We start from the raw sequence: 22,701 nt of genomic DNA, 5'->3' as shown, positions 1-22,701 counted from the left end.
CACTTTACATCCATTCATATTTAAATTGGTGCTCAGCTGTCAGACGATATAGTTTTATCGCATACAAGAAATTTCTTCTAGTCAAAGTTAAGCGCTTACAAATTATTATAATGACAATAAATTCAGAAAACATTATAATGAATGTACAAATTAACTGTAATATAACAGAGGTTTATTTATGCGAGGTGTATAAGCATGTTAACAAAAAAATTAGCAGAAGAAATCGTGCATCAAACAATGTTACGATTACGTCGCAACATTAATGTTATTAGTCCAACTGGAGTTATTTTAGCTTCTGGCGATAAAATGAGGGTGGAAAATATACACGAAGGCGCACTTTATGTGGCAAAATCAAAAGAGACACTCATCATTAATAAGGAAAACATCGATGCCTATCCCAATACAAAACCTGGCATCAATATGCCGATTATGTATCAAGATGAAGTCCTTGGAGTAATCGGTATTACAGGTGATTCTGAGGAAATTTTAGAAATTGCCAATCTTGTTCAACTAACAACTGAAATCATGACACATCAAGCGATTGTGGAATCAAAAAGTGAGTGGCAACGGAAAAACAACGATTACATATTTGAAGCGTTAGTGCACGGCAGTAAGATAGACGCCGCCTTACAAGAACGCATTCAAAAACTTCCATTCTCTCTTGAAGCACCTTTTCAAATTGTATTACTTAGCTTAGATGCACCTTCGTCTGCAGAAAATAGCCTTCCTCTGTTTTTTGAGGATTTATTTTATAAGCAGCCTGTTCTTTCAGGTCATAGCCAGCTTCATGAATACTATATACTACTAACAAACTATGATGAGCAGAAAAAACAACAAATGATGAAAGCTTTACGTAAAAAAAAGCATAAACTACCGTCATTACAGATTGGTGTTGGACCAACAGTACCAAATTTATCGCAACTTCCAAATTGCTATAACGGCGCAAAAACAGCACTTGAATTTGCCTTTATGAATAAAGAAATTACGTTTTTTGAAGATGTCGAGTTATTTTCTCTTTTTAAAAAGAGAGACTCTGAAGAAGTACAAGCATTCCAAAATCGTGTACTAAAAAATATGAATGCTAAACAACTTGAAACATTACAAACTTTTTTTGATTGTAATTTACAGCTGAAACTTTGTGCACAACAGCTTAATATTCACCGTCATACTCTTACCTATCGTTTAAATAAAATTCGAGAGCTAACAGGCTACGATCCGCAATATTTTGAGGATGCTGTCATCTTAAAAATGGCCTGCACTTTACGGTAAATCATAACCAGTCTGGGACATATAACTTATAAAGAAAAGTCATTCGTAATTTTTGCTATGGTTGATGTCCGCTACGGCGGGCGCTTTCCGCGGGCACACCGTAAGCCGCAACCCTCGCTAACGCGAGGTTTGTTGCGTCTTACTTTGCGTGCGTTCCCGCAGGAGTCGCCGCCTCCGCTACCATCAACTATTGCTCTCTGCTAAATATTATCTATTGCCAAAGAAAGAATGGCTAAGTTCTTCAGAATACGCACACAAAAAAAGTGTTAGATTGATTGCAGTCAATCTAACACTTTACTCTTTTGCCCTTTAAACATTATATAATTCATTTAATAGCTCAATTTTTTTGCCAATTGCGTCTTCAAACGTCATGATGTAAGCGGCAGGATCTTTTGGATTATGGAATTGTGTAATCTTCCCTGTCTCAGGATGAACAAATTTTGAAGATGCTCCACAACCAATACCTAAAATCGTCTGCACTTCCTCCATGATCACAATATTATAAATGCTTTCTTCTCCCGCTTTACTGTAGCCTACATTTTCTAAATTGCCTAAAATATTTTTTTGACGGTATAGATAGTAAGGAACATAATCATTTTCCTTCGTCCATACTTGTGCCATCTGCATCATTTGAGCAACCGTATCACGATCTGCCACCTTGTATTTATCTTTATTACGCGTCATTTCAGAGGCGCGTTTAAAGGATAATGTGTGAACAGTTAAAGACTCTGGCTGCATTTTTGCAGATTCCTCTAACGAATGTTGGAACTCTTCCGTCCCTTCATTCGGCAAGCCAATAATTAAATCCATATTGATGTTATTCATCCCAGATTCGCGTGCTAGCCAAAACTTATCAATTGTTTCTTGCACCGTATGATGGCGACCGATTGCTTTTAATGTTTCATCTGTATAAGACTGCGGATTTACACTAATACGATCAATGCCCCATTTTTTCAGTACAGCTAATTTCTCTGGTGTAATCGTATCTGGACGACCTGCTTCAACCGTTACCTCACGAATCGTTTCAGGATTCGGGAAAGCGTCATACATTGTTTGATACAGTGCATCCATTTCATGTGCTTCAATTGAAGTTGGTGTACCCCCACCCCAATAAATTGAAGTAATTTTCATATTGTTCTCAGTTAGCCACTTACCCATCTCACGCAATTCAATGTGCAAGCCATCTAAAAATGTCTCTACACGACCTTGTTTACGGTTACTTCCAATCGCATACGCAGGGAAAGTACAATATGCACATTTTGTTGGACAAAACGGAATGCCAATATAAACACTAATCTCCTTCTCGATATTGTCTAAGTCTGGAATAGTGACTAGCTGACGGGCAACAATGTCTTTCAACAGTGCTACTTTTTCCTCTGACAAACGGAAGTCACGTACGAGTACCTCCTCAATTTCTCTATCATCCATACCTGCCTGGCGGAATTTATGGTAAAGCTTTGTCGGGCGCACACCTGTTAAAATCCCCCATTGCTGATGCATACCCGTATGCTGTTCTAGCACATTTAAAAACACATGTGATAGTGCACGTTTCAGTCGAATATTTTGCTCACGACCAACCGCTTCCATCGCATAATCAATATGGTAATCATTCGTGTAACGTTTACCATCTACCTCAAGCACCGCGCTAGTATAGATAGAAAAATGTTCATCAACTCGGTAGCTGAAAGCAACGGACATATCGGCTTCCTGCGCAGTCGTACTTAACTTTGAATCCTCAAAAAACAAATTCGCAATATGATTTAATACGCGAATCCAATCCTCAGGATACTTTCGATCTATTTGAATAATTTTCATTGTTTTCGCTCTCTTCTTTCAATATTCCAATGTACATTACTAAATTAATGATTGCCTCAATAGTTTAACAAATTTTTATCAGTATAAGCAAAGCTACTATTTTCAAGTTATAATTAACAGAATATTTAGACTAATTATAGACAATTTATTTATTATTACCTATAATTTTTAGGAAAGGTGGTGTTGATAGTGGGTGTATTAATAGAAAACGGTTCTTCTGTTTCTAGCTTTATTCAGCAAATAGAAGTTGCCTTCCATCATTTTGATTTACAACGGTGTGACGAAAAGACAATGTATTTCACCATATTTTTTAAATATCGCGAACAAAAAGTTCTTTGTGATTTTATTTATATTATGAATCATCAAGAAATGTACGGGGCTATCTCTATCAACGAGCATTATAAACATGCAAGGAACTTTATTCAACAGCATTTCCACCATATCCTTTTATACTCTGACGAATTACGATTAGCACGAAACTTCATGAATACTACTCATTTCAAGATAAACTTCCAGCAGTTCGCCAAAAAATATCCAAAATATACGGCCAATAAACTGTTTTTTCCATAGGACAAGTTTTTAACAAAAGGGAGGCGTCAGTAGTATTCGGCGCCTCCCTCACTGTTATTCCTTTAACCTTTCACTCAACCCTGTAATATCAATTCCGTTTAATGCTTGTGTTGCAAGTCTATCTGCTTCGGCATTCTCTTTCCTTGAAATCAGTTTATAGTCTGGTCGAAGGCTTAGCTCACTTAATTTTGCGTCAATTTTGTCTGCCCAACCTGCTAAATCCTTTTCCAATGCGGCCCATTCTCCGTTTAGCTGATTAATAACGACTTGTGAATCCCCTATAATGCTAATCGGTAAATGATGAGCATTTAATAATTCAAGCTCCACTAGCCCTAAATAAAGCGCTGCATATTCAGCCTCATTGTTAGATTTAAGCTCCGCGGAAAAGGCATTTTTTCTTAGCCTATAAGGTTTACCATTTTGCTCATAATAAATGGCACACCCAAGCCCTGATTGTTTAGTTGTACGATCAAAGCCTCCATCAAAATAGACAGTAATATTATGGGGTTCCGTATCAACTTCTTTTAGATATGCTTTTAGCTCCTTAATAGACCAGTTCGTATCTTGTCGATCGATAAATTGTAAGGATTTAACACGTCCTGTACGTTCCATATCTTCCGCCAATAATAACGCTTGAGCTCCAGGCATTTCTTCTGACCGTAAAATCGTTCCAGCACCCTTTGGTGTTTTATAAGTCCATTCAATTAAAACATGCATACAATTCCCTCCATAAGTGAAAACGTGTCTCGAATAGCCGAGACACGTTTTCCTTCTTACTTTGTTATATGTGCAAATATACGATTATTTATTCCTCAACATCATTAACGGTATGTTGCTGATAGACATGCTTACTTACATACCCTCGTACAATGATTGGATTGGTTTTACTAAAATACGATTTACTTCTTCGATAACACCACTTAGCTTCATCTCTGCTTCAAGCATTGCTACAATTTTCTCATTTTGTTGCGCAAGCTGAGCTGTTTTTTGAGCATACAGTAGTTCATCTTCCTGTAAATCTTCCCCAGCCATTTGCTTTTGCTGTAAATCTATTTGAATCTTACGGAAGTTTTGGAATAGCTTAATTGCATCCTCATCCGCCTTTACGACTGCTACTGCCTCTTCTAATGCTTTAAATTCCTCCGTTTTGCGGAAAGTTGCCTCCAAAGCATTAATCTCATTATAAATATTAACCATTATTTCTTTTTCCCCTTTCTAAATAAAGTAGACGATTAAACCTTGCACAATACCAATTAGACCACCAAGAACGGCACCAAGTACAGTAATCATTTTAAATTCACGCTTGGAAATGCCAAGGACAAGCTCTTCAAGTTTCGATACTGGGAACGAATCGACTTGTTCACGTACGACTTCTTGTAAATTTAAGCGTTTTAACACATCTTCTAATTTATCTTCTGCTCTAGTAAATGCCTTTTCAATCATTTGAGGCACGATTGTTTCCCTCATCCAAGTACTACCGCTAGGCCAGTAATATGAAATAGGATGCTGTAAGCGTTCTGCAACTGCTAATTGATCTTTTACATAGCTTTGTAAATTTGCTAATATCGGTTCAAAATCAATATCCTCTAAATAATCCATTGCTGGACGATCCTTTAATTTTTCCCACTCCTGTGTGAAAATGTTCGTTAGCAGCGCTGTTGTTCCAGGAGCCTGTATAAACTTCACAAGCTCACGTTGTACTTTACCCATAAGTGACGAAGAATCACCTAAAAACATATTAAGCATACCGCCTAGTGATCCTTTTGACGATAAAAAGTCATCAATCATTGCCTTTATCGTCATTTCTCCAGCTGGCGATAAAAAATAATCTTCGCCTTTCTGCAAAATATGCCCCACTGCTACTGGAATTTTAGCATCAATCGTCTGTTGAATGTCCTCCGATAACAGTGTACGAATTGTTCTCGTTGATAATGTATTCTTAACTGATTCAAATTGTCCGGCTACAATTTGCTCTACCTTTTGTTCAATCGTGACAGGCATATTGGAGAAACCAGCTAAAGTTAACCAATCTTGAATCGTTTTATCTTCCGTAAAAAATGTTTCTTCTACTTTTGTTTGTACAAATTGTTCTACTTTATCTTGAATATCTTTTGAGAAAAACTTTTTCCTAAAGGTCTCAGGTGTCAGTAGATAATTGACGACAGTCAATCCAAGCTGCTTCGCTAATTCATCACGTCTTTTTGGAATAAGACCAGGTGTAAATGGCACACGCCAATTTTTAATATAGATCGCTTCATGAGGTCGAAATAGCATTTTAATTGCTAAGTGATTTGTTATACCTCCGATTGCAGCACCGATGATTGCCATAAATAATAATGTCACTATAAAATTGTCCATTAGCATCCTCTCATTTCAATCATATTCACTTTTGGCGTATTTTGTCGCCTATTGGACTCATTATAGCAGAGCAATGAAATCCAACGAAAGAAATACCCTCCATTTAATTACGATAAAGCATAATTGTACCTATCTTTAATACATTACAAATTGTTTAGTTGCAAAATGCCTGCTATCCTTGAATAATATTAAATACATATCATTAGAAATGGGGTTTGTATATGATTCAGCATTTTAGCTTTAAACCTTTATTTGAAAATACACAGCTTCCTGGATGGGCCATTTCGTTTTTCTATCAACGTGAACGTTACGCTGCAGAATATTTAAAGGACGGCGTTATCCAATGGATTGGACCTATTCCTCCAAATGAAGAAGATGTTAAAAAAATGATTCACGAACTTATGCTTTTCCATATTTATGACTAATAATAACGATATTTTTTTGCTTTTATCCACTTAAAAATACCTAATATTTACTAGTAAAATCACTGCTATTATACGAAAAGTGCTTATTTATATTGATATTCCTGTATTTTTCTTATACATTTAATAAAAGAATTTATTTCTATAATGTTTTTTATGCAGGAGGCTATTTCAATGAGTAAAGTCGCACTTTCTGATGACTTAAACAACTATAATTCGAAAGCATTAATTCGTGCAAAAGTAAAAGAACTTTTTTCTGAATTTTCCGCAAAAATTTTCGGATTAGTCGATGAGGCTAGCACTATCGATAGTAAAAAATTTGAAGCACTATCTGGCTTTAGCAGTAATTTTTACAGTGAGTATTGTAGCCAATTAAAAGCTATTTTTGAATCTCCAACTGGAATAGGAAAACGTGCCAATAAACAAATGTATTTAATTTACAATGGCAATCATTATATTCTTACCCAACAAGGGCTAACAGATAAAGCACCTATCATCATTTCAACTTTTTCAGGCGCCATCCCTATAAAAGAGTCTGTGCATGATGTAGAAAAGGCTTGTCTTAAATTACGTTTCCAACAATAATTTTTTCGATACATATCAACGCAAAAAAGAGGTTATCTCCTATACGGAGACAACCTCTTTTTTTGTTGCATATTAAAAATAATTCATTTAAAAAAATCCACAAGTAAAGCACTCTTGAGATTTTTGACGTGTCGTTTTATATGAGATGCAAATGCTTCTTTCTCTAAATAAACTATCCTTGCTCCATATAAAGTTAGCATAATGCATATTGATTTTCAATCATTTGTCATCTAGATAATGTTCATTTTTTTTAAAAGTAATGGCTTCATAAAATAGTATAAAAAAGTCGTTGTCAATATTTGTGTTTTAGTTATAAATAACTTATGATTAAAACATCCAACAATTTTTTAAATCATAGGAGGTGTACACTTTGTTTACTTCCCTCATTCGGGCGGGGACAAAGGAATTATTTGGACGGAGACATATTGGAAATAACCATAAGGTTGGCGGCATTCGCCCTACTAATCATAATGACAGGATTTTTCGTTGCAACTGAATTTGCAATCGTAAAAGTGAGAACTACCCGTATTGATCAATTAGTCGCAGAAGGCCATAAAAAAGCGAAAAATGCAAAACGTGTTGTATCGGATTTAGACGAGTACTTATCCGCTTGTCAGTTAGGTATTACAATTACAGCACTTGGACTTGGGTGGCTAGGTGAACCAACGTTTGAAATCATTTTACATCCAGTGTTCGAGTTTCTAAATCTGAACGGTAGCATAACATCTATCCTTTCATTTATACTTGCATTCTCTATTGTAACGTTTATGCATGTAGTTATCGGGGAATTGGCGCCAAAAACTTTAGCCATCCAAAAAGCAGAATTTGTTACATTAAACTTGTCTGGTCCATTAATTTTATTCCATAACATTACGTATCCAATCATTAAATTATTAAATGGCTCTGCTCGTGGTTTAACAGGTCTATTTGGTCTTAAAATGATGTCAGAATCAGAAGTTGCGCATACTGAAGAAGAATTGCGTATGATTTTGTCGGATAGTTTAAAAGGTGGAGAAATTAATAACGCAGAATATGAATATGTAAACAGTATTTTTGAGTTCTCAGATCGCCTTGCAAAAGAAATCATGGTGCCACGTACTGAAATCGTCGGAATTGAGAAAGAGCTTACGATTAAAGAAGTATTCGATTTAATGGGTGTCGAGCAATATACTCGTTATCCAATTATCGACGGTGATAAAGACCATATTATTGGCTTAGTCAATATGAAGCATTTATTAACTGCTTACATTAAAGACCCAGCAAATGGTGATAAACTAGTGATTGACTATATGCAACCGATTATTCGCGTTATGGAAACAACGCAAATTAATGAATTATTACTCAAGATTCAACGTGAACGTATTCATATGGCTATTTTAATGGATGAGTATGGTGGAACATCGGGTCTTGTAACCATTGAAGATATTATCGAGGAAATTGTCGGGGACATTCAAGATGAGTTTGATGAAGATGAAATCCCTGAAGTACAAGAAGTTGCAGAAAATCATTTTATTTTAGATGCAAAAATGCTACTAGAAAACGTCAATGATATGCTAGGTACTGACATAGAAGATGATGATATCGATACGATTGGTGGTTGGTTCATGACGAAGCGTTTCGATGCTGTTGAAGGTGATAGCATTGAAGAGCAAGGTTTTGAATTCACAGCTAAAGAACTAGACGGTCACCACATATTATACTTAGAAGTTCTGAAATTACCTGAACTTGATTTAGTAAATGACATCGAAGAATCGAAAGACTATAAATAACACAGCTAAGACGGCTCCCTTTCATATAAGGGGGTCGTTTTATAATGCCCGAAAGTTTTGCGAGGAGGAAACAAAATGGAGCTCTATACAAATTTACGTCAAGGGGAAAAAGGCGCTTGGTTATCTATCGCTACTTACTTAATTCTGAGCTCGACAAAGCTAACAATTGGCTACATTGGAACATCTGAAGCTTTAAAAGCAGATGGATTAAACAATACAACGGATATTATTGCATCTATTGCCGTATTAATCGGCTTGCGTATTGCCCAAAGACCACCAGATTCAAATCACCAATATGGCCATCTGCGCGCTGAGACGGTTGCTTCACTTGTTGCATCATTCATTATGCTTGTTGTCGGCTTACAAGTTTTGATTGCGTCTTTAAAAGGGCTATGGGAGCCAAGTGGCACAACTCCATCTATGTTAACAGCATTTGTCGCAATTGGGAGTGCTGGAGTAATGTATATTGTTTATCGTTATAATTTAGCTTTATCAAAAAAAATTCGCAGTGCTGCTGTCAAAGCTGCCGCTTATGACAATCGTTCAGATGCACTTGTCAGCATTGGTACAGCTATCGGGATATTCGGTGCAATTTTCGGCTTCCCAATCATAGATACATTGACAGCACTTGTTGTAGCTTTTCTTATACTAAAAACGGCCGTGGAAATATTTTGGGAAGCTGTTCAAAGTCTTACAGATGCATTTGATATCGATGAAGTCGAGACTTTATCGGTTTTAATTCGCAATGTAAGCGGCGTTATTGAGCTTTTAGATTTCAAAGGACGCGCACATGGCAATATGTACTTTATAGATGTAACTGTGACAGTGAATCCTTACTTAAATGTCTTTGAAAGCCACCGTATTACTGAAGAAATTGAACGAACAATTATGCGGGAAAATCACTTCTGTCACGTACTCGTGCATATTGAACCACACATCGAAGATTTGCCGCCTACACACAAAAACCAGCCTCCTACCACTTGATGGTAAGAGTCTGGCTTTTTGTAATATTTCGCTTCGCTCTAAAAAATTACTTAATTGCTATATAAATATCGACTTGAGCCTCATTAGGTTGGCATCGTTCATCATATACCTCAAAGTCACCAGTATACGTTCGTTCCACTTCTGCATTTGCAAACCAAGCCCAAATATCTTGCCAAGCTTTAATAACAATGTCTGGCATTGATCCTTTTTCGGAACTAAAGACTAAATATTTAGAGGCAGGAACTGTTTTTACGGACATCTCCTTTGGCACATCTTTGTCAGTTGATACTTCCACTCCAAGCGTTATTGAATAATCTCCGTTAACATCTGTTTCATAATCCGAATACAGTCCATACATAACGCCCTCATTCACTTGATTGAACAGTTGACCCGCAACATTTTGCTGAAAATAATCTGTCCATAATTGTGGTATTTTCGCTGTAGCAGTTAATTCATTCGCATTATTTGTGCGTGCTGTTATCCCTACTATTTGGAAACTTTGTTTTTCCTTTACAACTGGTTGTTTGACCTCTCGTGTTCGCCATCTTTTTAAATTAGGTAAAAACGAAGCTAACATTTGTCGTGCCTCTTCTTCTACCATACCTTCTTCTTTTAAATGCGGTACACATAAAGAAATCATCGTATCAACAGTTATATTTGGCTGTTTAAACTCTCCTAATTCGTAGCAATATATGCAATAATCCTGAGATACTTGTCCATCCTTTTCTGTTCCTAATAATTCCGCGCTCACTAATGGCATTCCACAGCTTTGGCAATAACTTTGCATCTTTTACTTCCACCCTTCGTTCATTTGTATTCACTATAACAAAGCAAACTTGACATCTGTATGTCATCAATTGAAAGGTTATTTCTCACCTTTTGTTTCCTGATATAATGCGACAATTTCCTGTGCCCGTTTGTGCACAATATCAACTAAATAAGGTGGATCAATAAGCTTTATTCGATTCCCAAAGCTCAGCAAAAATCCATAGAGCCATTCATCTTCAGGCAATGACACTTGCACGATTGATTTTTCATTATCTATATGTTCTGCTCCAAATGTTTCTTCCACTAGTGTTCGAATTGATTCATCGAATGACAGCGTGATTGCCACTAAGTTGTGTGGTTGCTGCCAAGCTTTATCCCAAGGAAGTTCTGCTAAATGAACTGCCTTCCGTTCAAAACATACGAATGCCTCTTTAATATCCTTCATTCTTGAAATTTTAAATAACCGAAAACTATTTCTTAATGTGCAATAGCCATAGATATACCACACTTTCCCCTTCTGTACTAAAGTATGTGGCTCTATTAAGCGTTTTGTCATCGTCCCATGCGCAGTTGAATACAAGAAGCTGACACATTGCTCGTCCTCAATTGCCTTTTTCAATAACGTTATTTGTTCTTTTAATATAACGTTTTGTCCCCAAGGGCTGAGGTCAATAAATACATGGTCCATCGATTTTTTCACTTTGTCATCTGCTATCCCCGTTAATTTTTCTAAAACGGCTTTAGCATGTGTATCCTCATATGACGTCAAGGCACTTTTGAGCGCAATCGATAGAGAGGTTAGTTCCTCCTTCGTTAAAATTTGCTTATCCATTCTATATCCATCGATTAAACTAATTCCTCCATTTACTCCTTGCTGACTTACAACAGGTACCCCTGCAAAGCTGAGGGTTTCAACATCGCGGTAAATTGTGCGAACGGATACGTCAAATAAATCTGCCAATTCTTGAGCTCTTACTTTTTTACGATTAATTAAAATCATAGTCATCGTTAATAAACGGTCTAATTTCATTTGTCTAATTCCTCAACTTTGTACATATTTTTAAAACACACACTACTTTTCCACAACAAAGTAATTTTCAATTACTTATATCCTATTATTTTTAAGTATTTTTTAAGTACCTTTTGAGTTTTCTTTAAGTCAAATGTACTATAATAACCGCTATTACATAATACATTCATTAGAATGTTTTTACAAAATAAGAAAAAAGAAACTTTAAATCCCTTCAGTCAATTTTCTAGTTTAACTATCGCAACTCTCTTTTTGTAAAATAGTTTAATAATAAACGCTTATACAATTATTTCAATTCTCTTAACACTACATAAAAAACTTTTATCCTCTATATAATGGGGAGACCTTTTCAAAAACAATGTACTAGAGTTTAATGGTTTTCAATTTAATTGTATAAAGGAGATTTTGATGTGATTCGAGCCGTTTTAATAGACAATGAACCTCTAGCTTTACACTATTTTCAAAATAAGCTACAAAACTTTCAACAAATAGAGGTTATCAAAACCTTCACTAGTGTAAAGCTATTCTTAAATAGCCTTCCATCACTGGAATTTGAAGTAATTTTTTTAGAAATAAAGCTTGATGAACTGAATGGACTTGAAGTAGCTGATATTATAAAAAGCAATCATCCACATGTAATTGTTATATTTATAACTTCGTATTCAGAATTTGCAATCCAAGCATATGAAATAGGAGGACTTGATTATTTACTTAAACCGATTAGCCAAGCACGCTTACAAAAAACAATATCACGTATTGAACATGAATTTTCTATGCAACAGTTGGTACAACAAACTTCTAATACGATTTTAAACGTCCAATGCTTTAATCAATTTGCTACCTATAGCAACAATAGTCTCGTTTCCTTTAAAACGGAGAAAACAAAAGAATTATTCGCCTATTTTATATTGCATCCTAACATGCCTATTCATCGAGATGTGTTAATTGAAATTCTGTGGCCTAATTTAGATTATGTTCGTGCCAAATCTAATCTTCATACAGCACTATCTTATTTAAGAAAAACATTAAATAATATGGGCTATACGAACTGTATAATATTTTCTAATAAATATTACATTTTTGAGAAACCAAATATTTTGTGTGATTTATACGAATTCCAAGATTGTTTTAATGATTTTAAGAAGTCCGATTATCCTCCGATTACATTAATTAACCAATGTCTTGCTATTTATAAGGACGGCTTACTCGTATTTGATGATTATGAATGGGCTACCTCTGATAGAGATAAGCTTACTAAATCATACATAGAGTTATTAGAGAAAGGATTTCAAACGAGCATAGCAACTGAGACGGAAAAAGCTATTGACTATCTCAAACGTTTAATAGAGTTTGATCCTTATAATGACCATAAGCTTGAACAATATTTACAGTTGTTAATTAATGCGGGATTTCATACACAGGCATACACTATTTTTTTATCCTATGAACAAAAATTAAAAGAAGACTTAGCACTTACTCCGAGCTCCACTTTACTAGAAATGTCGAAGAAATTATTTAGTTATAATCAATAAATTACATGGAAAGAAAAGCATGCCAACCTTTTTAAATTTAGAAACAGTAGCAAAACATTCGTATTTTTTGCTGCTATTTACTATGGTAAAGAACTTTAGCTATTCATTATCCTTAGCAATAGATAATTTTCTCAAATAGCACTAGTTGATAGTAGCGAAGGCGGTGACTCCTGCGGGAACGCACGCAACGTAAGACGCAACAATCCGCGCGTTAGCGAGGGTTGCGGCTTACGGGGTGCCCGCGGAAAGCCGCCGTAGCGGACATCAACAGCATAGCAAAAAAGTGTTAGATTATCTGAAATCCACATCTCTTTCTTTTGTAAGAATAATAAATTAGCAGCGTGCACTAGTTGATGGTAGCGAAGGCGGTGACTCCTGCGGGAACGCACGCAACGTAAGACGCAACAATCCGCGCGTTAGCGAGGGTTGCGGCTTACGGGGTGCCCGCGGAAAGCACCCGCCATAGCGGACATCAACGGCATAGCAAAAAAGTGTTAGATTATCTGAAATCCACATCTCTTTCTTTTGTAAGAATAATAAATTAGCAGCGTGCACTAGTTGATGGTCGCGAAGGCGGTGACTCCTGCGGGAACGCACGCAACGAAAGACGCAACAATCCGCGCGTTAGCGAGGGTTGCGGCTTACGGGGTGCCCGCGGAAAGCATCCGCCGTAGCGGACATCAACGGCATAGCAAAAAAGTGTTAGATTGATTGCAGTCAATCTAACACTTTTTCTCTTTTGTCCCAGCCACGTTTATTGATTGCCTACTGGCCGCTGCCTTCAGTCAATCCATGCTTTACTGCATAGAGAGCGGCTTGTGTTCGATCCTGTACTTGTAGCTTCGTAAAAATATTAGAAATATGCGTTTTTACTGTTTTTTCAGTAACGAATAAAGATGAAGCAATTTCTCGATTACTTTTTCCTTTTGTAAGCTCTGCAAGTACATCTTGCTCCCGTGGAGTTAATGGATTTAAAACATGTAATGCATTTTCCGATTCTTGACGATCCATCTCAAGTGTTGAAGTTGCTTCTGGGTGTAAAGTATGTTCCCCCTGCATAATGCGACGAATCGATGATACTAACTCATCAGGTTCAATATCCTTTAGCTGATATCCTGCTGCCCCTGCTTCCATTGCGGGGACAACATGATCTCGATCAGAGAAGCTCGTTAGCATTAAAACTTCAATGTGCGGAAACTTAGATTTTATGCGCTTCGTTGCTTGTATACCATCCATTTCAGGCATTACTAAATCCATTAAGATAATATCGGGCTGTATGCTTTCGGCTAGCGCAACTGCTTCCACACCATTTTTTGCTTCCCCAACAACCTCAATATCTTTCTGTGTCTTTAAAAAAAATAATAATCCTCGTCGGACTACATGATGATCATCTGCAATTAGAACACGAATCATTTTATTCCCCCCTTAATATGGCAAGCGGATTAGCAGCTCCGTGCCTTTACCAATTTCACTTACCCAGTCAGCTGTCCCCCCCACCGATTTAGCTCGATCTTTTATCGATTGCAAGCCTATGGATAGGAGCTTAGTATTATGATCAATAACAAAGCCTCGTCCCTCGTCACGAATAACTAATAATATATCAGTGGCTGTTACCGTAATATAAAGTGCCGCTTCAAGTACACCAGCATGGCGACGCACATTATTAAGCGCCTCCTGTGCAACACGAAATAACGTTTCCTCAATACGAGATGGAAACTGTAAAACACCAGATACGGTTACATGAAGCTTTAATCCAAGCATTTCAGCATATACTTTTATCGCCTCTAACAGTCCATTCTCTAACCCTTTTGGCCTTAGTTGCCATATGAGTGCACGCATTTCTGTTAAAGCATCTTGTGTTAAATGCTGTATCTCCTTAAATGTTTCTTTTACCTCAGTGTCGTTACTCATCTCAATGCCAGCCCTCGCCGTTAATGTTACAGAGAAAAGAAGCTGATTTACTGAATCATGTAAGTCCCGTGCCAGACGATTACGTTCCTTCACGAGCGCCATTTCCTGCTCCTGCTTAGTCAATAATATGCGCTTAATGGCAGAGCCCATTTGAAAGGCAACCGATTCCAGTAAGGCAAGCTCTTCCTCTGAAAACCGCACTGTATTTTTGGATGCTACATTTAAAACACCAAAACGTTCCTGTCCTGATTGTAGCGGTACCGTAGCATGATGTGTAATTCCTTCGTGATCGCCAACATTTGCAGCAATTGCACTTTCGATACGTTGACATTCAATAATGTTAGAAGCTTTTTTTAATTCTTCATTACGATAACGAGATACACACCAACAGCCTCCTTTTTTTAAATAATGGCAATTATTATGTTCAAGTGCCTCTGGTAAATTTTCATGGACAACAAGCTCTGATCGTCCCTTTTCATCAATAAAAAATATCCAGCCCGTTTCAAAATTCGTACCATTTAAAAACTTTACAAGCGCGCCTTTTAATGTAGTGTTGATTTCTGTTTCTTCATTCAATAACTCAGCAATTTCCTTTAAAATACTAATATTGGAGTGCTCGTTCTCTCTCACAAAAACACCTCTTTTTATTGGCATTACGTATTTTAATGATAACATTTCCAAGTCAAAGGTGTCTGCCTGAGCCGTTCATACTTTAGACTGAAATTCCATTGTTTTTATATATAATTGTGTGAATATACTAACGAGACAGCATTAGATAAACTCTATAATTGAAACATTTTACTTCTAAATTCAAAACACCTATAATCGTAACAAGTACATCGTTAGCATAAAGGGAGTTTTTATATGTCAAAAAAAGAGGAAAATAGCTTATTGTTTATTTGGATTGTCTCTGTCGTTGCAACACTAGGCTCATTATATTTTTCTGAAATTCGTCACTACGAGCCCTGTAAAATGTGTTGGATCCAACGTATTTTTATGTATCCTATAGCAATAATGACTACTATTGCCTTTATTCAAAAAAATGCTCGTATCGCTGTAACAACGGCAGTATTTGCCGTAATTGGTGGCTCTGTATCACTTTATCATTATGGAATTCAGAAACTAAGCTTTTTAGCTGCTTCTGCACCTTCTTGTGGTGCCGTGTCTTGCACTGGTCAATACATAAACTGGCTTGGTTTCATTACCATCCCGTTTTTAGCATTAACAGCATTTATTTTAATTGTTGGCGCAAGCTTGTATTTAATTAAAGCTTCAAAAACTGCTAAATAATGCGATAAGTATTTTTTGATTTACCACATAGTGTCCGACAAAAAATTCGCGATATGCCTGCGGGATAGCGATTCAAGCCAGATTATGCTGTGGCTTTAACATCTGGTATTTTGTGAATCGTCCTTGTGCAGAAAGGGAGCGGATTTTTTTGTCTAAAAAAATGACAAGGGTGTTCGATAACGCTCATTCCATGGAGGAAAATAGATGTTTCAATATGAAATAAAAGACAATCATCTAACGATTGAGGAGCTGCTACGTACTAATTGGCGCCTAGGGAAAAAGCTAGTTCACGAATTACGTATGGAGAAGGCAGTCACGTCACTTGAAGGAGAACCATTACAATGGAAGGACCCACTTCCTGCAGGAACAATCATTAAATTTTCATTTCCTATCCCTGCCTCTAGCTATAAGCCGACGCCTGTTTGTGCAATTGATGTTGTGTATGAAGATGATCACTGTTTAATTGTTTCTAAACCAAAGGGCATGTCCACTCATCCTAATGATGAGCGCGATACGCACACTTGTATGAATCACGTTATGGCTCATATGAAAGAGCAAGGTCGAGACTATGCAGAACATGTTCATCGCCTTGATAAAGGAACAGAAGGTTTACTTTTAGTTGCAAAGCATCCACTTGCAAAATCCATTTTTGATCGCATGATTGAAGAAAAGACAATTATTCGTACGTACGCTGCAGAGGTGCAAGGAAACCTTCGTACTACATCGGGAACTATTGCTGAATCTATTGGTAAAGACCGTCATCATCCCACACGACGTGTCGTATCAAACACAGGTCAGCATGCTGTAACACACTATGAGGTTGTTGCACGCTATAAACATTCTTGTGTTGTCCACCTTGTTTTAGAAACAGGTCGTACACACCAAATTCGTGTTCACATGGCGCATATCGGTCATCCGATTATCGGCGATACGATGTATGGTGCACGCGAAACAGCTAGCGGTGATTATGAACTACATGCCATTCAATTAGAATTTGACCACCCGTTTTTAAATAAATTAATTATAGTAAAAGATAAAGAATAGCTATAATGCTACAGTACAAACCACTTTCAGGGTTTGTACTTTTTTTATGGAAAATATCACTTTTTGGTATATTTATTGATTATGAGTCGTTTATGTATAAACCTTTTTTTTACTTTGTTTCTATTTAAAGTATAAAATTACGAATTCACATTTACTTCATATGTTTTTTACAATAATTTTAATATTGATTTTCCAATATTGGTAATGACGATAGATTTCTTTCATGTTAGAATAGAGTAAATTGTCAGTCATCTGACATATAAATGAGGGAGGAAATCATTATTATGAAATGGGTTAAAAGTATTGCAGCAACAACTCTAGCTGCAAGTTTACTAGCTACACCTGGATTTGCTGCACATGCGGCAGAATCTGCGCCAACTGCTACAAAGGACGGTTTCAATTTAACAATTTTACATTCCAATGATACACATTCACACGCAGAATATGCACCGCAACGTACAACAAAAATAAAAGAGTTACGTGCAGCAAATCCAAATTCACTACTATTAGATGCAGGTGACGCATTAACTGGTACGCTTTACTTTAACGAATTTACTGGAGAAGTTGAAATGAAGTTAATGAACTTAATGGGCTACGATGCAATGACATTTGGTAACCATGAGTTCGATTTAGGGTCAAGCCCAGAAGGCCATGCTGCTCTTGCAAAATTTGTTAAAGGTGCAGAATTCCCATTACTTGGTGGCAACTTAGATTTCTCTAAAGATTCATTATTTGATGGCTTACAATTCAAAACAGTAGTAGAAGATTTCCAAAACGGTAAAATCTATGACGGTATTATTAAAGAAATCGATGGAGAAAAAGTGGGTATTTTCGGCTTAACAACTGAAGAAACACCTTCAATTTCAAGTGTTGCAAACGTACAATTTGCTAACTATATCGACTCTGCGAAAAAAGCAGTAGCTGAATTTGAAAAACAAGGCGTAAATAAAATTATTGCACTTACTCATATCGGCTATGACGATTCTACTGATTGGGATAATGATAAATTACTTGCAGCAGCAGTAGAAGGTATCGATGTAATCGTTGGTGGTCATACACATACGAAATTAGATAAAGCTGTGAAAGCAGAAACATCATTCAAAAACCCAACAATTATCGTACAAACTGGTCAATACAGCGAAAACTTAGGTGAGCTTGATTTAACTTTCGATGATAATGGTGCTGTTGTTGAATACTTCGGCCAATTACATGCTTTAAATGATAAAGAAAATCCTGTAGCAGCAGACGCTGAAGCAACTAAATTATTAGCACCATATAGTGCAAAAATCGAAGCAGTTAAACAACAATCAACAGGCACTACAGCTGTTACAGAACTTGATGGTAAACGTGGACTTTGGGGTGTACGTGCAGGTGAAACGAATCTAGGTAACGTTATTACTGATGGTATGCTTGCTGGAGCTAAAAAGATTGATCCTGAAGTACAATTCGCATTCCAAAACGGTGGCGGTATCCGTGCGAGCATTGACGCTGGCGACATCACTGTTGGTGAAGTAATGACAGTAATGCCTTTCGGTAATGCACTTGGTATCGTAAAATTAACTGGTGCTGAACTCTATGAAATTGCTGAACATAGTGTGAAAGAGTTCCCGAAAGAATCAGGTGGCTTCCTTCATTTCTCTGGTCTACAAGTAGAATTTGATGGTAAAGCACCAGCAGGCAAACGTGTGAAATCTATTAAATTAAATGGTAAAGAACTAGATAAAGCAGCTTACTATAAAGGTGCAACAAACACATTCACTGCTAAAGGTGGAGACGGCTACGAAACATTAGCAAAAGCATATGCAGATGGTCGTGTAAGTGAACCTGGTACAGTTGACTTTGAAATGTTCATCAATCATTTAAACACACTTAAAAAAGTAGATGCTAAAGTAGAAGGTCGCATTATTGCTACAATTCCATTTACTGATATTGCAAAAGGTTCTGAAACTGAAGGTTACGTTCGTGATCTTTACTACCGTGATTTAACACAAGGTACATCTGCAACAACATATTCACCAAATGCTAACTTAACTCGTGCACAAGCTGCATCATTTATTGCACGTGTCTTAAAACTTGAAGCTAAAGGTGAAGCAACATTCTCAGATATTACTAGTTTAGAAGCAGCGACACAAAAAGAGATTACTGCACTTGCTGAAGCAGGAATTGTTCAAGGTCAAAATGGCAAATTCAATCCTACAGCAAAAGTAACTCGTTCTCAGCTTGCTTTAATGTTTGCACGTGCTTATAACTTACAACATGATGCAAAAACTGGATTAACTGCTGATTTCAGCGATATTTCTAAATACAATGAAGAAACACAAAACGCTATCGCACTTATGCAAGATTTAAAAATTGCTAGCGGTTCAAATGGCAAATTCATGCCGAATAACAATGCTACACGTGCACATATGGCAAAAATGCTTTCTAACTACATTCCTTATGTAAAAGAATCTAAATAATACGACAAAAAATCCCGCTTCAGCAAGTTTGATAGCGGGATTTTTATCGTTAAAAATTAAATTTAAAATTATCAGGATCTTGACCAAAACGCTGATTGTTATTTAGCGTTGCCATTTTATCCATCTGTGCCTGCGTTAATTCAAAATCATAAATTTGTGCATTTTCCTCAATACGACTTGGTGTCACTGATTTTGGAATAATCAATGTATCCTTTTGCAAATGCCAACGAAGCACTACTTGTGCAGCAGACTTCCCTAGCTCTTGTGCAATTTCAAGAATTGTTGAATTATCAAGCACCCCTCCACGACCTAACGGTGACCATGCTGTTACAGCAATTCCATGCTCTGCACAAAATGTTTTAAGTGCATCTTGTTGTAAGTATGGGTGCAATTCTACCTGATTGACCATTGGCGCAATATTGGCTTTTGATAATAGTTTTTGTAGATGATGTTCATGATGATTCGACACACCTGTTGCCCGCAGTAACTTCTCATCATACAAACGTTCAATCGCTCTGTATGTTTCCTCAAATGTTTCAGGCACTGCCCAATGCGTTAAATATAAATCTAAATAATCCATATTTAATTTTTTCAATGATACTTCAAAAGCACGCAGCGTTGCATCATACCCTTGGTCAGTATTCCAAACCTTTGTCGTCACAAAAATATCCTCACGTTTAATGCCTGAGTGACGAATCGCCTCACCTACCTCTGCCTCATTACCATATAACGAAGCAGTATCAATTGCACGATAGCCCACTTTCAACGCCTTATCAATAGCCTGTAACGTTTCATCACGTTCTGTCATTTTGTATACGCCTAGACCAAAACGAGGCATCTCAATACCATTTGTTAACGTTTTTGTAGATTGTAAATTCAAAAACATCAGCCCCTTTCTTTCCCTAGTTACATTATACAAAAAATTGGATTAAAAATAATGTTTTTTGTCGCGCGGGTATTTTGCAACGTTTTCGCGGGATTATAGTCTTGCTTCGCGGAATCCTTGCCCCGCTTCGCGGGATTCTCATCTTGCTCCGCGGAATCCTTGCCTTGCTTCGCGGGATTCTCTCCTTGCTTCGCGGAATTCTTGCATTGTTTCGCGGAATTCACGCCTTGCATTGCTTCGCGGAATCCTTGCCCCGCTTCGCGGAATCCTTGCCTTGCCCCGCTTCGCGGAATCCTCGCATTGCTTCGCGGAATCCTTGCCTCTCCTCGCTCTGCTTCGCGGAATCCTTGCCTTGCTCCGCTTCGCGGAATCCTCGCATTGCTTCGCGGAATCCTCGCATTGCTTCGCGGGATTCTCTCCTTGCTTCGCGGAATTCTCCCCTTGCTTCGCGGAATCCTTGCCCCGCTCCGCGGAATCCACGCCTCGCCCTGCTCAGCAGAAACCTCTCGCTGCTCCGCGGAATCAACTTTTACCATAGCTAACCACGCATACTGTGAGAGTCGCTTTCCTATTGCTTGTCTTCGGGTTCTTCATCTACCTGAATCGGGTCTGCAATACGGTCATCCTCAGCAAGTTCTTGTCCATCACGAAGATGCTCCATTTGTTTACCGAGATCTTGCAGCTCTTTAAAATTTCTCGCCATTGTGCCGTTTTCTATATTTGGAACCTTTTTTTCCATTTTTATCACCTCTATAATAGTTTTCCCGAAATATTAAAGTCTGAACCATTTCTGACATATTTTATTTAGCAAGGTCGTTTCATTTTTATAATAGATAGGCTATACTAAAAAGAGATTTGCTTATAAACATGAGGAGGGTTCTTCCATGAAGTTATTATTAATTATTGGTGTAACTGTTGCTTTCTTAGCTGCTATTTTCACTGCTGGGTACGAAGGCGACTACAAAGCGGACAAATAATGCTCAAGAAAATCACTAAGTATGCTACTTAGTGATTTTCTTATTTTTACAGAAGTAGCCATTGCGGTTACTTCTTTTTTTGTGACTTCGTAATTACTTGACTTACTCTACTTTATTAAATATACTTACTTACATAAAGTAACTTGATAATTAATCATAACTAAAAAACAGAGGTTTACTTCTATGCATTTTCATGAAAAACCGAACACATATGTTACAAATGTTGAAATTAAAGTAAGTGATTTACATCGCTCACTAGCATACTATCAAGAAATTATAGGCTTTAAAGTTTTACAACAGGAATCTACTCGAGCTACCTTAACTGCTGATGGTAAAACTGCATTGCTAACTATTGTTCAACTAGAAACAGTTGAGCAAAAATCGCGCACTACAAGTGGGCTTTATCACTTTGCATTACTATTACCAACACGTCGTGATTTAGCAAATATCATTACTCATTTCCGTCAATCAGGAGTATATTTTGGCGCATCCGATCATGATGTAAGTGAAGCACTTTATTTACGAGATCCAGACGAAAATGGTATTGAAATTTATGTAGATCGTCCTGAAAATAACTGGACTTGGCGAAACGACCAAGTGCATATGGTAACTGAGCCACTTAATATTCCTTCGATATTAGTCGAAGTTAATGGGGCATGGGAAGGGCTTCCTGCTAATACAGTAATGGGACATATTCATTTATCTGTATCAAACTTGGCTGCTGCTGAGGTGTTTTATACAAAAGGCTTAGGCTTTGACATTGTCACACGCTATGGTGAGCAAGCATTATTTATATCTACGGGACGTTATCATCATCATATCGGCTTAAATACTTGGTATTCTGAAGGCGCACCAAATCTTGGGGAAAATCAAATTGGTTTAAAATCGTATACGCTTCGTTTGGATAATGAAGTGCAAGCAGATAAAATAAAAGCAAACTTACGTCAAATTGGCGCAGCTGTTACTGATATGAATGGCGGTTTCCAAACAGTGGACCCTGCTGGTAATGTAATTTTACTTCAATTTTAAGGA

21 protein-coding genes are annotated in these 22,701 nt (G+C 37.1%); 11 read left to right on the top strand and 10 right to left on the bottom strand.

Translation table 11 applies throughout. The features are described from left to right. The first annotated feature begins 195 nt into the window (after positions 1-195). On the top strand, positions 196-1,269 hold the full coding sequence (locus JNUCC52_RS17370) for a CdaR family transcriptional regulator (RefSeq protein WP_173479823.1): 1,074 nt from the start codon (positions 196-198) through the stop codon (positions 1,267-1,269). 309 nt (positions 1,270-1,578) lie between these two features. On the opposite strand, the gene JNUCC52_RS17365 is transcribed toward JNUCC52_RS17370, so the two are convergent. Continuing rightward, positions 1,579-3,084 carry a coproporphyrinogen III oxidase gene (locus JNUCC52_RS17365; RefSeq protein ID WP_173479824.1) on the bottom strand — a complete coding sequence of 502 codons (1,506 nt, stop codon included), beginning with the start codon at positions 3,082-3,084 and terminating at the stop codon, positions 1,579-1,581. 189 nt (positions 3,085-3,273) lie between these two features. On the opposite strand from JNUCC52_RS17365, the gene JNUCC52_RS17360 reads away from it, so the two are divergent. After that, on the top strand, positions 3,274-3,654 hold the full coding sequence (locus tag JNUCC52_RS17360; protein ID WP_228134167.1) for a hypothetical protein: 381 nt from the start codon (positions 3,274-3,276) through the stop codon (positions 3,652-3,654). 54 nt (positions 3,655-3,708) lie between these two features. On the opposite strand, the gene JNUCC52_RS17355 is transcribed toward JNUCC52_RS17360, so the two are convergent. The 3 genes from JNUCC52_RS17355 to JNUCC52_RS17345 all read right to left on the bottom strand — a co-directional run bounded on the left by JNUCC52_RS17355 (position 3,709) and on the right by JNUCC52_RS17345 (position 6,012). Continuing rightward, on the bottom strand, positions 3,709-4,371 hold the full coding sequence (locus JNUCC52_RS17355; RefSeq protein WP_173479825.1) for a ribonuclease H family protein: 663 nt from the start codon (positions 4,369-4,371) through the stop codon (positions 3,709-3,711). 135 nt (positions 4,372-4,506) lie between these two features. Beyond that, entirely contained in the window at positions 4,507-4,851 is a 345-nt protein-coding gene (locus JNUCC52_RS17350; RefSeq protein WP_173479826.1) for a YlbF family regulator, read from the bottom strand. Between the two features lie 18 nt (positions 4,852-4,869). Further along, entirely contained in the window at positions 4,870-6,012 is a 1,143-nt protein-coding gene (locus tag JNUCC52_RS17345) for a DUF445 domain-containing protein (protein WP_337980421.1), read from the bottom strand. Between the two features lie 221 nt (positions 6,013-6,233). Between JNUCC52_RS17345 and JNUCC52_RS17340 the strand changes: the two genes are divergently transcribed. From JNUCC52_RS17340 to JNUCC52_RS17325, 4 genes are all read left to right on the top strand, one after another. Beyond that, the gene (locus JNUCC52_RS17340) at positions 6,234-6,437 is read left to right on the top strand and encodes a YheE family protein (RefSeq protein ID WP_173479828.1); all 204 of its coding nucleotides are present in this window, start codon (positions 6,234-6,236) and stop codon (positions 6,435-6,437) included. Between the two features lie 171 nt (positions 6,438-6,608). Further along, positions 6,609-7,019 (top strand): hypothetical protein, encoded by a 411-nt coding sequence (locus JNUCC52_RS17335; RefSeq protein WP_173479829.1) that lies wholly within the window; start codon positions 6,609-6,611, stop codon positions 7,017-7,019. 470 nt (positions 7,020-7,489) lie between these two features. Continuing rightward, positions 7,490-8,788 (top strand): hemolysin family protein, encoded by a 1,299-nt coding sequence (locus JNUCC52_RS17330; protein ID WP_337982234.1) that lies wholly within the window; start codon positions 7,490-7,492, stop codon positions 8,786-8,788. Positions 8,789-8,863: 75 nt separating this feature from the next. Then, entirely contained in the window at positions 8,864-9,772 is a 909-nt protein-coding gene (locus tag JNUCC52_RS17325) for a cation diffusion facilitator family transporter (protein WP_337980420.1), read from the top strand. Positions 9,773-9,818: 46 nt separating this feature from the next. Here the strand turns inward: JNUCC52_RS17325 and JNUCC52_RS17320 are convergent, their stop codons facing one another. After that, positions 9,819-10,559: an effector binding domain-containing protein gene (locus JNUCC52_RS17320; protein ID WP_337980419.1), complete on the bottom strand. Its 741-nt coding sequence runs from the start codon at positions 10,557-10,559 to the stop codon at positions 9,819-9,821. A gap of 78 nt (positions 10,560-10,637) precedes the next feature. Next, positions 10,638-11,570 (bottom strand): helix-turn-helix transcriptional regulator, encoded by a 933-nt coding sequence (locus JNUCC52_RS17315; protein ID WP_337980418.1) that lies wholly within the window; start codon positions 11,568-11,570, stop codon positions 10,638-10,640. A 410-nt stretch (positions 11,571-11,980) separates the two neighbouring features. On the opposite strand from JNUCC52_RS17315, the gene JNUCC52_RS17310 reads away from it, so the two are divergent. Beyond that, positions 11,981-13,102, top strand: a complete 1,122-nt coding sequence (locus JNUCC52_RS17310; protein WP_337980417.1) for a response regulator — start codon at positions 11,981-11,983, stop codon at positions 13,100-13,102. A 765-nt stretch (positions 13,103-13,867) separates the two neighbouring features. On the opposite strand, the gene JNUCC52_RS17305 is transcribed toward JNUCC52_RS17310, so the two are convergent. Continuing rightward, a complete protein-coding gene (locus JNUCC52_RS17305; protein WP_173479834.1) occupies positions 13,868-14,515 on the bottom strand; it encodes a response regulator in 648 nt (215 codons plus the stop codon). A 12-nt stretch (positions 14,516-14,527) separates the two neighbouring features. Then, complete coding sequence (locus JNUCC52_RS17300) at positions 14,528-15,643, bottom strand: GAF domain-containing sensor histidine kinase (protein WP_173479835.1); 1,116 nt, start codon at positions 15,641-15,643, stop codon at positions 14,528-14,530. 234 nt (positions 15,644-15,877) lie between these two features. On the opposite strand from JNUCC52_RS17300, the gene JNUCC52_RS17295 reads away from it, so the two are divergent. The 3 genes from JNUCC52_RS17295 to JNUCC52_RS17285 all read left to right on the top strand — a co-directional run bounded on the left by JNUCC52_RS17295 (position 15,878) and on the right by JNUCC52_RS17285 (position 19,806). After that, positions 15,878-16,303, top strand: a complete 426-nt coding sequence (locus tag JNUCC52_RS17295) for a disulfide oxidoreductase (protein WP_173479836.1) — start codon at positions 15,878-15,880, stop codon at positions 16,301-16,303. A gap of 204 nt (positions 16,304-16,507) precedes the next feature. Then, a complete protein-coding gene (locus tag JNUCC52_RS17290; RefSeq protein ID WP_337980416.1) occupies positions 16,508-17,347 on the top strand; it encodes an RluA family pseudouridine synthase in 840 nt (279 codons plus the stop codon). 284 nt (positions 17,348-17,631) lie between these two features. After that, the gene (locus JNUCC52_RS17285; RefSeq protein ID WP_228134168.1) at positions 17,632-19,806 is read left to right on the top strand and encodes a 5'-nucleotidase C-terminal domain-containing protein; all 2,175 of its coding nucleotides are present in this window, start codon (positions 17,632-17,634) and stop codon (positions 19,804-19,806) included. Positions 19,807-19,855: 49 nt separating this feature from the next. Here JNUCC52_RS17285 and JNUCC52_RS17280 read toward each other — a convergent pair whose 3' ends face one another. Both JNUCC52_RS17280 and JNUCC52_RS17275 read right to left on the bottom strand, forming a co-directional pair. Further along, entirely contained in the window at positions 19,856-20,686 is an 831-nt protein-coding gene (locus JNUCC52_RS17280; RefSeq protein ID WP_305068700.1) for an aldo/keto reductase, read from the bottom strand. Positions 20,687-21,260: 574 nt separating this feature from the next. Beyond that, positions 21,261-21,431 carry a hypothetical protein gene (locus JNUCC52_RS17275; protein ID WP_173479841.1) on the bottom strand — a complete coding sequence of 57 codons (171 nt, stop codon included), beginning with the start codon at positions 21,429-21,431 and terminating at the stop codon, positions 21,261-21,263. A gap of 421 nt (positions 21,432-21,852) precedes the next feature. On the opposite strand from JNUCC52_RS17275, the gene JNUCC52_RS17270 reads away from it, so the two are divergent. Beyond that, positions 21,853-22,698: a VOC family protein gene (locus tag JNUCC52_RS17270; protein WP_337980415.1), complete on the top strand. Its 846-nt coding sequence runs from the start codon at positions 21,853-21,855 to the stop codon at positions 22,696-22,698. Positions 22,699-22,701: the final 3 nt, after the last annotated feature.

It is taken from the genome of Lysinibacillus sp. JNUCC-52 (genome assembly GCF_015999545.1).
Taxonomy (GTDB): Bacteria; Bacillota; Bacilli; order Bacillales_A; family Planococcaceae; genus Lysinibacillus.
This window is presented reverse-complemented; position numbering and strand designations above follow the sequence as displayed.